The sequence below is a fragment of the Thalassospira sp. MCCC 1A01148 genome, assembly GCF_001613795.1.
In the GTDB taxonomy this organism is placed as follows: Bacteria; Pseudomonadota; Alphaproteobacteria; order Rhodospirillales; family Thalassospiraceae; genus Thalassospira.
On the sequence record NZ_LPVZ01000020.1, the window covers coordinates 1,379,962 to 1,392,455 of the forward strand.

Annotated in this window: 12 protein-coding genes; 4 read left to right on the plus strand and 8 right to left on the minus strand. The window is 55.8% G+C overall.

Translation table 11 applies throughout. The features are described from left to right. Positions 1-51 precede the first annotated feature (51 nt). The gene (locus tag AUQ43_RS15855) at positions 52-336 is read left to right on the plus strand and encodes a YciI family protein (RefSeq protein ID WP_062957147.1); all 285 of its coding nucleotides are present in this window, start codon (positions 52-54) and stop codon (positions 334-336) included. A gap of 44 nt (positions 337-380) precedes the next feature. Here AUQ43_RS15855 and eutC read toward each other — a convergent pair whose 3' ends face one another. From eutC to AUQ43_RS15880, 5 genes are all read right to left on the minus strand, one after another. Beyond that, positions 381-1,154, minus strand: a complete 774-nt coding sequence (eutC, locus tag AUQ43_RS15860; protein WP_062957148.1) for an ethanolamine ammonia-lyase subunit EutC — start codon at positions 1,152-1,154, stop codon at positions 381-383. Then, positions 1,155-2,546, minus strand: a complete 1,392-nt coding sequence (locus tag AUQ43_RS15865) for an ethanolamine ammonia-lyase subunit EutB (RefSeq protein WP_062957149.1) — start codon at positions 2,544-2,546, stop codon at positions 1,155-1,157. A 168-nt stretch (positions 2,547-2,714) separates the two neighbouring features. Beyond that, the gene (locus AUQ43_RS15870) at positions 2,715-3,539 is read right to left on the minus strand and encodes an ABC transporter ATP-binding protein (RefSeq protein ID WP_062957150.1); all 825 of its coding nucleotides are present in this window, start codon (positions 3,537-3,539) and stop codon (positions 2,715-2,717) included. Continuing rightward, positions 3,533-4,594: an iron ABC transporter permease gene (locus tag AUQ43_RS15875; protein WP_062957151.1), complete on the minus strand. Its 1,062-nt coding sequence runs from the start codon at positions 4,592-4,594 to the stop codon at positions 3,533-3,535. Before AUQ43_RS15875 ends, AUQ43_RS15870 begins: the two co-directional genes overlap by 7 nt. Further along, positions 4,594-5,724, minus strand: a complete 1,131-nt coding sequence (locus AUQ43_RS15880) for an ABC transporter substrate-binding protein (protein ID WP_062957152.1) — start codon at positions 5,722-5,724, stop codon at positions 4,594-4,596. The genes AUQ43_RS15875 and AUQ43_RS15880 overlap by 1 nt, the downstream gene beginning before the upstream one ends. 178 nt (positions 5,725-5,902) lie before the next feature. On the opposite strand from AUQ43_RS15880, the gene AUQ43_RS15885 reads away from it, so the two are divergent. Beyond that, complete coding sequence (locus AUQ43_RS15885; RefSeq protein ID WP_062957376.1) at positions 5,903-6,697, plus strand: class I SAM-dependent methyltransferase; 795 nt, start codon at positions 5,903-5,905, stop codon at positions 6,695-6,697. 3 nt (positions 6,698-6,700) lie between these two features. Here AUQ43_RS15885 and AUQ43_RS15890 read toward each other — a convergent pair whose 3' ends face one another. The 3 genes from AUQ43_RS15890 to AUQ43_RS15900 form a co-directional block, all read right to left on the minus strand. Continuing rightward, on the minus strand, positions 6,701-7,159 hold the full coding sequence (locus tag AUQ43_RS15890) for an OsmC family protein (protein WP_062957153.1): 459 nt from the start codon (positions 7,157-7,159) through the stop codon (positions 6,701-6,703). Beyond that, positions 7,156-7,785 carry a GntR family transcriptional regulator gene (locus AUQ43_RS15895; RefSeq protein WP_232310700.1) on the minus strand — a complete coding sequence of 210 codons (630 nt, stop codon included), beginning with the start codon at positions 7,783-7,785 and terminating at the stop codon, positions 7,156-7,158. Before AUQ43_RS15895 ends, AUQ43_RS15890 begins: the two co-directional genes overlap by 4 nt. A 119-nt stretch (positions 7,786-7,904) precedes the next feature. After that, positions 7,905-10,256, minus strand: coding sequence for a carboxylesterase (locus AUQ43_RS15900; protein WP_062957155.1), 2,352 nt, complete (start codon positions 10,254-10,256; stop codon positions 7,905-7,907). 311 nt (positions 10,257-10,567) lie between these two features. Here AUQ43_RS15900 and AUQ43_RS15905 point away from each other — a divergent pair, with 311 nt between their 5' ends. Then, positions 10,568-11,860 (plus strand): MFS transporter, encoded by a 1,293-nt coding sequence (locus AUQ43_RS15905; protein ID WP_232310701.1) that lies wholly within the window; start codon positions 10,568-10,570, stop codon positions 11,858-11,860. Positions 11,861-11,919: 59 nt separating this feature from the next. Then, positions 11,920-12,489, plus strand: a complete 570-nt coding sequence (locus AUQ43_RS15910; protein ID WP_062957157.1) for a CHAP domain-containing protein — start codon at positions 11,920-11,922, stop codon at positions 12,487-12,489. Positions 12,490-12,494 lie beyond the last annotated feature (5 nt).

A 12,494-nucleotide genomic window follows, 5' to 3' on the forward strand; every position in this document is an offset into this window, starting at 1 on the left:
ACCGGATTGTGCGCAATCCCAACCCTCAGACTCCAACAGGGAAAATCAGCAATGTTTGTTGTCTCGCTGAACTACAAGGTTCCGCTTGAACAGGTCGATGCGCATATCGAAGACCATATCGCGTGGCTGAAGCAGGCTTATGCCAAGGGCATGTTTTTGGCATCCGGTCGCAAGGTGCCGCGCGATGGCGGCGTGATTCTTGCCAAGGGTGATCGGGCCGCACTGGAAGATGAACTGACGCGCGATCCGTTTCATCAGCATGATCTGGCCGATTACCATATTACCGAGTTTGATCCGGTGATGGTGGCAGACGGTCTGGAGGCGCTTCAGGGCTGAGGGCAAACAAGGGCGCCGTCTTCGCGCCCCGCCGCCACGCGTGCCTAGCCTTCAATCAGATCCGGATTGGATGAATTGTCCTTGAGCGCAACACCCGACAGACCCATCTTGCGCGATTCGACCATCAAATAGGCGATCTTTTTCGCGGCCTTTTCCGGGGTCAGGCCGGCCGGGCGGATGTTTGAAACGCAGTTGCGATCCGCGTTCGAGCGCCCGCGCTTTGGCCCCCATGTCAGATAGCAGCCAAGCGAATCCGCGCTCGACAGGCCCGGACGTTCGCCGATCAGCATCACGGTCAGCTTCGCCCCCAATGCCGCACCGATTTCATCACCCAATCCGACGCGTGACTGGGTGGCGAGTGTGATCGGGGCGACAGACCAGCTTTGCCCCAAGTGATCAAGGATCAGCTTCAAGGTATTGGCAGCGTGGTCATGGCTCGCACGGGCCGATAGCCCATCAGCGAGAATGAACGCAACGTCATAATCCCCGGTGTGTTTGCCAAGCGCAGCAGCAGAATCTTCGTCCAACAACCGGCCAAGGTCGGGACGCTGTAGATAGGTCGGTCGATCCGGCGCGGCGGAATGGACATCAAGGATCGTGTGATCAAGCCCGTCAAGCTGGTCACGAACCGCGCTGGCATCAAAGGCCATATGTACAGAATCCCGCGCACGCGCATGCGCCATCTGAAATTCCAGCAGCCGTTCGGTCGGCAAGCCGTCGCCGACCCGGCCAAGGCCTATACGAGCATCGGTATGGGCACGAAGCGTATTCCACGGATCAAGGCCGCTTGGGATTTTCTTGTTGGTCAGATTGCTCATTTAAGCGGCCCCCGACCATGCCAAAAGGTTCTGGGCTGCCTGCCCGTCAAGTTGCGGGCGGGTGCGGCCGTTCTGATCAAGGATCTCCATCTTGCGCAACCAGGCGGCAAATTCCGGTGCCGGTTGCAGACCCAGCACAGAGCGTAGATACATCGCATCATGGAAACTCGTGCTTTGGTAATTGAGCATGATGTCATCCGCACCCGGAACACCGATGACAAAGTTACAGCCGGCAACACCCAGAAGGGTCAGCAGGTTGTCCATGTCATCCTGATCAGCTTCGGCATGGTTGGTATAGCAAACATCACAGCCCATCGGCACGCCAAGCAACTTACCACAAAAATGGTCTTCAAGCCCCGCACGGGTGATTTGCTTGCCATCAAACAGATATTCCGGCCCGATAAAGCCGACAACCGTATTGACCAGAAGTGGCGAATACTTGCGCGCAACCGTATAGGCGCGCGCCTCGACAGTTTGCTGATCAATGCCTTCGTGGGCGTCGGCTGAAAGGGCGGCTCCCTGACCGGTTTCGAAATACATCACATTGTTGCCGACTGTGCCGCGTTTAAGCCCCTTGGCGGCGTCTTCGGCCTCGGCCAGCATGGCCTGGGTGATGCCAAAGCTTTCATTGGCCTTTTGCGTGCCGGCAATAGACTGGAACACTAGATCAACCGGCGCATTGCGCGCCATCACGTCAATGGCCGTGGTGACGTGGGCCAAAACGCATGACTGGGTCGGGATATCGATCCGTTCACGAACCTCGTCGATGAGTTTAAGAAGCTCGATCATGGCTTCGGGGCTGTCAGTGGCCGGATTGATGCCAATCACCGCGTCCCCACTGCCATGCATCAGACCATCAAGGATCGAGGCCGCAACACCGGCAGGATCATCGGTTGGATGATTGGGTTGCAGGCGCACCGAAAGATGGCCGGGCAGGCCAACTGTATTACGAAAGGCCGTGACCACGTGGCATTTCTTGGCTACCGCAATCAGGTCCTGATTGCGCATCAGTTTTGATACCGCAGCGACCATTTCGGGCGTCAGGCCAGGGGCCAGATGCCTGAGCGCTTCGGGGGTGGCATCATCGGTCAGAAGCCAGTTGCGAAAATCGCCAACGGTCATCGAGGATACCGGCGCAAAGGCATCTGCATCATGGTCATCAATGATCATGCGCGTGACATCATCGTCTTCGTAGGGTACGAGTGCCTCGCTTAAAAACCGTTTGAGCGGTACATCGGCAAGCGCAAAGCGCGCCGCCACCCGCTCCTCATCCGAACTTGCCGCCAGTCCGGCCAGCACATCGCCGGAACGAAGCGGGCTTGCCTTTGCCAACAGGGTTTTTAGGTCGGGAAAGGTAAAGCGTTCAAAACTGAATGGCGCGCCGGTCTGCAAGTTCTGCCTCCTGAAGCATGAAAGACATCGCCAAGGGTTTCTGCCCCTGTTCACAAAGGAAAACAGCGCCAAACATGACGCTGTTGCGATGCATGATCATCATCTTCCCATGGAAGCAGAAAATGCCTCAAATGCAAAGTTTTTAATCACAAGGAAAACAGCGCCTTTCTATTGGGCAGCCATTGCAGACTTTGGCATGTCATTGTGGCCGACGGCGGTATTGTGCCGGCTGTTGGTTTCATCGCTTGGCCCGCGCAGTACGATATGCGGATGACCCATTGAATTGAGTTCGACATGGCCATCAACCTGATAGACATCACGCAGAAGGTCGCTGTCGATCACATCCGAACACGGGCCAAATGCCACCATGCGGCCATCACGAATCGCCATGGCCTGATCGCAATATTGCAGGGCATGGTTCAGATCATGAATGGCGATCAGGACGATGATGTTCTGACCCTTGGCGACGTCACGCATGAAGGACAGAACCTCCATCTGGCGATGCAGATCAAGGGCGGAGGTCGGCTCATCCATCAAAAGGACTTTCGGATCGCGTACCAGTGTCTGGGCAATGGCGACCAGTTGTCGCTGGCCGCCGCTAAGTTCGCCCAGGTTACGCCCGGCCAAATCGCCAATTCGCAAGGCGGCCAGAATGTCATCAATCCGGGCCAGTTCCTCGGTGCGGACGCGCAGGCTTGAACCCTGTTTGGCAGCAAGAATAACCGATTCATAGACCGACAGAACTGCGGTTGAACCGGTATCCTGTGGCATATAACAGATCGTGTTGCGATCTGGTCTATGCGACCCCAGATCCACAACACCGTCGCCCTGTGCAAGGCCGGCCACACGGCGAAACAGGCTTGATTTCCCTGCCGCGTTCGGCCCGATGACGGCGGTTACGGTGCCGGGCTGGATGGTCGGGGTGGTGACACCTGAAACCACCTGCACCTTGCCATAGCGGGTTCCGATATCTTCGAGACGCAGGGTTACCATGATTTCCTCCGACTTGCGAAAATCAGCGAGAAGAAGAAGGGCACACCAACAAGGGCTGTAATTACCCCGATCGGCAGGATTGCACCCGGGATCAGCAATTTCGAAAGCACCGAGGTCGCTGACAGAATCAACGCCCCGCACAGAACCGATGCCGGCAGAAAGAAGCGTTGATCTTCACCAACCAGCATGCGGGCAATATGCGGCCCGACGAGTCCGATAAAGCCAATCGTGCCGACGAAAGAAACGGGAATGGCGGCCAGAAGGCTGACGATCAGCATGGTGCGCAGGCGAAGCCCCTGTACATTCACACCAAAGCTTTCCGCCTTGGCATCGCCCAGACGAAGGGCGGTCAATGCCCATGCCTGACGGGTAAAGAGCGGAATGGCGATCACGACCGCAACGGCGGTCACGGCCACCTTGGTCCAGGTCGCCTTGACCAGCGATCCCATGGTCCAGAACACAACCGCGGCAAGGGCCTGTTCACTTGCCAGATACTGCAAAAGTGCCAGAAGCGCGTTGAAGGTAAAGACCAGTGCGATACCGAGCAAAACGATGGTTTCGACCGTTACACCGCGCAGGCGGCTGAAGAAATGAATGATCAATGCCGTGCCCATCGCCATGACGAACGCATTGAGCGGAATGATGAAATCAACAAAGGCCGGCAGCAGTGCCACACCGAGTACCAAGGCCAGTGCCGCACCAAACCCGGCGGCGGCCGAAATGCCCAGCGTAAACGGGCTGGCCAGCGGGTTGGCAAGGATGGTTTGCATCTGTGCGCCTGCGGTCGAAAGGGCCGCACCCACCGTGAGCGCCATCAGCGCGATCGGCATGCGGATATCCCAGATCACTACGCGCAACTGATCTGTGGCCGACCATGGATCAAGCAGGGTGGCGATCACGTCTGATAACGGATAGTTCGCCGGGCCCGTTGCCAGATCGATGGCAAACGAAAGAAACAATGCCCCGCCCATTGTGAGCAGGAGCAGAAAACGCTGCAGGGAGCGTGCCTTGTAATGCACGCTCCCGGCTTCGACGTTGAGTTGTTTGGTCGTCATCAGTTTGTGGCTGTATCGCTGCTTGAGATGAAGTAGCCCGGCTTGTAATCGAGCGGCAGGAAGCGATCATGAAGCTCTTTGAACGTTGCTTCCGGGTCGATATCGGCAAACAGGTCCGGGTGGAACCATTTTGCCATCTGTTCGATCACCACGAACTGATACGGACTGTTATAGAACTGGTGCCAGACCACATGAATGTTGCCATTCTTGGTGGCATCAATGCCGGTAAAGGCAGGGCGTTCCATCAGGCCATCAAGCTTGCGCTTGGCTTCGGTCATATCAGCACCAGGTCCAACCGGAACCCATCCCATGCCTGGTGCATAGGCTTCCCAGTCACCGCCTGTGCCGACGAACTGGTCCGGGTTGGATGCAATCACCTGTTCGGGGTTGATGGTGCCAAATGTGCCCGGAATAATCGGGGCTGCAATGTTCACGCCGCCTGCCATCTCGACCATTTTTCCGAAGTTTTCATTGCCAAACGACATGCAGCATTCCTCGGAATAGCCTGCTGCGCGTTCGATAAAGACATCCGGCTTTTCGGGGTTCGCTTCACGAAGACGTTTTTCAACTTCGTTGATGTGGTCAGAACGGAATTTGATGAATTCTGCTGCACGATCTTCCTTGCCGGTCAGCTGACCGAGGATTTTCATGCTTGTTTCGGTGTTTTTGATCGGGGCTTCGCGGAAGTCGATATAAACCAGCGGAATGCCGACGGCGGCGAGTTTTTCATCAAAACCGCCTTCTTCGGTGGCACCCTTGGCTTCAAGGTTCATGATGACAACGTCCGGATTCAGCGAGATCGCCTGTTCGATATTAAAGGTACCGTCCTTGATACCGCCAAAAGTCGGAATGTCGTCGATGCGCGGATATTTCGCGGCATACAGGCCGTACCCCTGCGGATCGGCTTTCTTGAGGTCGTCTCGCCAGCTGACGACACGTTCGAACGGGTCTTCGCTATCAAGCGTCGCCAGACCATAGATCAGGCGGCCTTCGCCCAGAATGACCTTCTGAACTGGTACTTCGACTGTTACTTCACGTCCGGTAACGTCGGTCACCGTGACCGATTTTGCTGCCTGTGCGGTGCCTGTGACCAGCATGGTCAGAGCAGCAAATACACCCAAAAATTTCATTCCCGTTCCCTCAGATTAGGATTGCCTGACGAGCGATTTATCAGTTATTGAGAATGAAAATCAATCCTTTTCGCAATGATAATGCAAATCATTTGTTATTAGTAATTGCGCAATTGTAGCTGTGAGACTTAACCAACCCGCAGAAATCCGGGTATTCCGCCAAGAAAGCATCAAGACCATGAATCAGGCCAGCAACTTCAACCTGCGCGAAGAGATCAAGGAATACTGGTCAATGCGGGCTGCAACCTTTGATGAACAGCCCGGTCACGAGATCTTTTCCGAGTCTGAGCGCAGTGCATGGCATGCCCTGTTCGAACGTCATTTCGGCAAGGGTAACGGGCGCAAGGCACTTGATCTGGCAAGTGGTACCGGGGTTATCAGCCATCTGATGCATGATCTCGGGTTTGAGGTGACCGGTATGGATTGGTCCGAAGCGATGCTTGAAAAGGCGCGCGCCAAATCAGGGCAGCGCGGATCGAACATCACCTTCCTGCTTGGGGATGCGGAAAATACGCTTGAAGCAGACAACAGCTATGACGTGATCGTCACACGTCATCTGGTCTGGACGCTGGTTGATCCGGCGGCGGCCTTCGCGGAATGGTTCCGGGTGCTCAAACCCGGTGGCAAGCTTCTTGTCGTCGACGGTGATTTTGTCTCCCCGACCTGGGCGACGAAATTCAACAAGGCTATGGCGGGCTTTCTTGAAACCCTTGGCCTTCGCAAACCGGTAGTTCCGGTTGCGCACATGCAGACCCATCATGACATTCTGGCACGCGTGCATTTTTCAAACGGCGCAAGGGCAGACGACGTCAGGGCCATGCTGGCTCAGACCGGATTTGACCAGATTGCAGTGGATGTCGATCTTAAACAAATTCACAGCGCGCAGAAAAAACACATCAGCTTTGCCAAGGGGCTGGAACGCGGTGCACAGCATCGCTATGCGATCTGCGCGCAAAAGCCTGCCTCAAACTGACAATCAGGCTGCTTCGACGACAACTTCTGTCTTGACCGAATTGGCAAGAAAACAGGCTTCGTGTGCACGGTGATGCAGATCGGCGACAAGTTCTGCATCCGGTGTGTTGCCGCCATAACGGATATCGGGGCGAAGGGTCACCATGGTGATCATGGTTTTGCCATCGACGTTTTTCATCTCGCCAATTGCGGCGTCAGAATAGTGATCGATCACCAGTCCGGCATCGGATGCGAAATGCAGGAAAAACAGCATGTGGCAGCTTGAAAGGGCCGCGACAAAGGCTTCTTCCGGGTCGACATTTTCCTCAACTGAATAGGGCAGTGGCACCACATGCGGTGACGAGGACGCCGGCACCTCGACCCCGCCATCAAAGCGCCAGACATGACCGCGCGAGTAGCGCCGGTCGGTAAAAACTTCAGTTTCCTTGCGGGTCCAGATGACTTCTGCGCCAAAGCTGCTCATACGGGGCTCTCGGATTTTGAGGTTTGATCAATTGGGATCAGCATTCCGGCGGTAACGCCGATATGGGTGGTCAGGACGTCACATGCGGTCTGGACGTCATTTTCTTCCAGCGCGGCCAAAATCTGTTGATGTTCGTGGTAAAAATCACTGCGTGACCGTGACCCTTTGGGTTGCAGGGCATAGGCGCGTTTGGCTTCGCCGCGCAAACCATCAATCATCGAAAGCAGGCGTTCATTCCCGCATGCGCCATACAGTGTTGCGTGAAATTCCTGATCAAGTTCGGCGAGGATTTCAGGGGCCTCTTCCTCAAACAGGTCTTCATTGATCCGCCGTGCCTTGCGCAAGGCAGCAGCCGTCAAACGCGGTGCTGAAAGCTGAAGGGCGGTGACTTCAAGCGAAATTCTGATCTGGCCGAGTTCATGGACGTCTTTGCTGCGCAGTCCGGTGACGGCAAGGCTTCTGTCTGGCCGTTTTTCAAGCAATCCCGTTTCGTGCAGCCGCTCAAGGGCATGTCGGATGGGCTGGCGGCTGACACCAAACCGGGCTGCCAGTTCTTCCTGCTTAAGCACCGTGTCAGGAAGCAGCGTACCGGCCTCGATCTCATCACGAAGGGCTTGGGTGATCATGTTTGTATCCATGGATCCAAACTATGGGCAGAGCGGTGGCTCGTCAAGACGTAATTTAAATATTGCTCTGTTCGGGCTGGGCATTGGCGCAGCTGATGACGTTGGCCTTACGGCCACGTTTATTCTGCCGGGATGGCTTCTGATTTCTGAACCGATTCCGCGCAGTGGCTTTGCACAAAGTCGATAATGCGATTGTGCGCCCCGTCGATATCTTCATTCACAATGCCATGCCGGTCGGATGCAAGCATCTGGACTTCCATTTCCGGTGCGTTTGTCGCCAAACGCCGGATCATGGTGGCACTGGCGGGATCGACGACCTTGTCGCCATCGCCCTGCAAAATCAGGGTTGGGCAGTCCAGCTCCGGCAGGCGTCTTTGCATTTCCGCCACGGTCTGGCGCAAATGATGTAGCCCGCCAATCGGGATGTTGCGGTAATTGATTTCGGGATGCTCGGATTCGTTTGGCCGGAAGCTAAGCAATTCCTGTGCGGACGGCATCCAGCCCATCAGCTTGTTCGCCCCATAAAGCAGCGGCACAAACATCAGGTTGCGGTTACGGAATTTAAGCGGCGTGCCCGCAAGCACAAGCGCGCGCAGTTTTTCAGGCTTGGTCGCGGCATGAATGGCCGAAAGTGCCCCGCCGGTCGAAAATCCGACTATGACCACCTGATCACAAAACGGGCTCAGGATCTCATAGCCGCGCCGGACTGATGCCAGCCAATCGGTCCATTTGCGCTTTTGTAATTCGTGGGGCGATGTGCCATGGCCTGCAAGACGGACCCCCATCACCGCATGGCCCATGGCGGAAAACTTTTCGCCCAGTTCGCGCAACTCCGCAGGCGATGCCAAAAAGCCATGTACCAGCAAAACACCACAGTTGAAATGCGTCTGCCCGTTGGGCAGCAGCAGGTAGGGGCGGCTGTCTGCGGTGGCGGTTTCCTGCGTGTTGATCGCGTCGTATTTCGGTTTCTGGAACTTGGTGTGGTTCCACTGCCAGGCCAGAATTTCATCGTCAAAGCGGCGATGGGCGATGTCGGTCGGACTAAGGTGATCTACCTCGATCCGGGCACGTTCAAGGGCCTGCCATGCGGCATGGATCGGTGCCATTTCGTTGGCATAGACCATGATCGGATTGTCCATGCGGATCTGGTCAAACGTGGCTTCGGCCTGCAATTTTGGCAGGAAGCAATATTTCTGATCACGGCGTTCAATCAGGCCAAGCTGAACCGCGCTGTCGACAAAGAAACGGATTTGCGGGCAGTTAAGCTCGAAAATGCCGGCATAGTCCGCCGGATTGCGCATGCCGCGGTGCAGATGCACATTTTCAGCCTGCTGAATGTTTTTAATCGCCAGATAAAGCGTGTGGTCAAAATGGCTGATATCAACTTCGGTGACGCCATCCTTTAACCACATCATGATCAGCCGCGACGCCAGATGGCTTACATTGATCGTCAGATTGGAATACATCACCGACATGCAGTGATCGCGCAGTGGTTTGATATTTCGCGTAATCGCAAACTGCGCAATGCGATCGGTGATCTTCTCGATCGTCTTTGCGGGTTTGAATAAATCGTCGATGCTTTGCGCCTGTTCGACCCGTTTGGCCAGCAGGCGGCGATCAAGCCAGTTGAATTGATCGCGCGGATTGACCGGGTCACCCAAACGGATGTCCATATCGGTCTTTTTGAACATCAAATTGCCTTCGATGATCATTTCTTCGGCCATTTTGGGGCTAAGCCCGCCGGTGAACATGTCAGCTGCGCGGGCTAAAAGGTTCTGATCCACGCGCAACGGATGGAAGGTAATATTGGCCGGAAACATCAGGGTCGGCTTGGCAAGGGTTGCCAACAGGTCATCCTCGCTGCGTTCAAGAATGGTGGCCCAGCGTCTGAGTTCGCCGGTTTTACCCTTGTCGATCAGGGCTGAAAGGCCGATCTTGAAGCCGTCAATACAAAGACCCAGAAGGGCCGCACCGGTATGATGTGCGCGTCTGGTATCGGCGGATCTGGAATAAATGCTGTAATCGGGACGTTTGGGGTGCGGGCGGTCGGCATCTGTCACCCGGCGATCCTTGACCATGCCGCCTTCGGGAAAGACCACGACCTTGCCGCCACGCAGGATTTCCTCGGCCAGAAACGGCAGAAGACGTTCATAATCATTGGGCACACCGCCCAAGGCGCGGAGATAGCGCGAAAAGCTGTTATCCTCGACGAAGAATTCGCCTGACGCGATTGATCGGCAATAGACTCCGGTTTCAAGTGCGATCAGAAATTGCGGGATAAAGGTTTCAAACCGGGCAAAGTGATTGAACATAAAAATGTCGCCCTGCGATATATGGTCGCGCGGCCCGTGCATTTTGATGTTGATGTCGATATTGGCGCGCAACGCTGTCATCGCGCGAATGGTCCACTCGCAAGTCTTTGGGCTGATGGCGAACTGTTCACGTTCGATATCGCGGAATGTCTGGACCATGTGTGGTAATATCCCGGCCTCGGGGCTATGGCCTCGAATAAGGCGTTGGTTTCTTGGACGATTTCATCTGTTACTTTTGACTTCGCACTTAAGATAGATATGTGTCGTTCTTCCCGGTTTTGGAAGGCGTGCCGAGTTCGATTTGCGAAGATTTGATGCCAGAACGGCCTGTCTTTCGTATAACTGGCTGATCTGCAGGGGCACATCCTGCCCCGCGGGTTCCTTTCGAACCGATCTGGTGATCATTGCCCCGCCACCCGTATGATGATCGCCACACCCGGTTTTTCTCGTCACCGATTATTGGAGGCCTTGTGCCTGTTCCCGACCCCGCCCCGGATATGGATGATTCAAAACCTGATCCGAAAAATGATGAAGCACAAAGATCGATTTTTTCTGATCGCAACTTCCTGCTGTTTCTCGTCGGGCAATGCATCACGACGCAAGGCCTGTGGATTCAGAAGATCGCCATGTCTTGGCTGGCGTGGTCGCTGACCGGTTCGGCCTTTTGGACCGGGATGATCGCGGCCCTTAACTTCGCCCCGGCCTTTTTCCTTGGTCCGATCTTTGGGGTGATGGCTGATCGGGTGGATTTGCGCCGTACGGCCATGTTGCTCAATCTTGGTCAGACGGGTGTTTCCTTTCTTTTGATGGGGCTGTCCTATGCCGACATGATGACCCTGCCCTGGATGGTGGTTTTGGCAGGGGCGATGGGGATTTTGGGCAGTGCAATGACACCCGTTCGCCTGTCACTTGTGCCGGTGATTGTGCCGCGTGCCTTCATGAACCGGGCGGTCGCCTATGCCGCGATGAACTTCAATATCTCGCGTTTGGTCGGGCCGGCCGTTGGCGGGGTGGTGATTGCGACATGGGGGACGGGCGCGGCCTTTATGATCAACGCGATCAGTTACCTGCCGATGGTGTTTGTCATTTCAGTTGTGACCATCCACATGGAACGCGCACCTGATGCCAAAAGCCGACGTATCTGGACCTCGCTTGTGGACGGGGCGCGATATGCGCTCAATCACCCGATGATCCGGTCCGTCCTTGCCCTTTCCTGCTTTGTCTCGCTTGTGGGCACGGGCATGGTCGAACTGATGCCGGTCTTTGCCGAAGCGGTCTATGACCGGGGTGTAACCGGGCTTGGCATGCTGGCATCAAGTGCGGGGGTTGGGGCGGTTACATCAACCTTTATTCTGTCGCGCATAGCCTCGGACGCTACTGCCTATCAACGGGTGACAATTATGGGTGCCTTTGCTGCTGCCATTGGCATGACCGGGCTTGGTTTTGCACCTTGGTATGAGCTTGCGGTGGTTCTGGTGGCCCTTACGGGCGGTGGTTTGACGCTGGTTGGTGTTGGGTCGCAGACGGCGCTGCAGCTGACTGTTGATAACCGTCTGCGCGGTCGGGTCATGAGTTTCTGGAGTGCCACCAGCTTTGGCGGCATGGCGCTTGGTGGAACGCTGCTGGGGGCGATTTCCGAAGCCGGTCACATTCAATATACCGCGCGCGGGTCAGGTGTTTTGATCCTGTGTGCGGCCTGTGTCGGACTTTGGCGGCTTTATCGGATTGGCGCGCTGCCGCGTCGTGCAAATGTGCGGCGGTAAAGGATTATTAAGGCCTGCCATCCTATGGTGATCCATCGTGAGATGATGGGGATTTCCAGATGCGTTTGGTTGGTGTTGTCGGACTGTGTTTGTTGCTTTCAGCCTGTTTTAGCACGGGCAATACCGCATCTCGCCCGACGGGCCCGATGCCAAGCGACACGGTTCAGTCTGTTGCCAGTGTCAGGATACCGTCCTCGCCGCTCAACAAGTTCGCGCCGACCGACAAGTTCCTGCAATGCGTCCCGTATGCACGCGAAGTTTCCGGCATTCAGATTTACGGTGATGCCTGGACCTGGTGGGGCCAGGCCGGTCAGAAAAACTTCCAGCGTGGCAATCGCCCGCAGGTCGGTGCCGTTCTTGCGCTGCGCAAGACATCGCGACTGAAACTGGGGCATGTGGCGGTGGTGTCTGCCATCCTTGATGATCGCAAGATCCTTGTGAACCATGCCAATTGGGGCAGTGATTCACGCACACGCGGCAAGGTACATTACCGCCAGCCTGTCGTTGATGTGTCGCCCAATAATGACTGGTCGGAAGTGCGCATGATGAACACGCTTGGCAGCTTTGGCAGTGTTTATCCGGCGCATGGTTTTATCTATCAGCCGCGTGAAACCGCCGAGGCGAACTAAGCTAC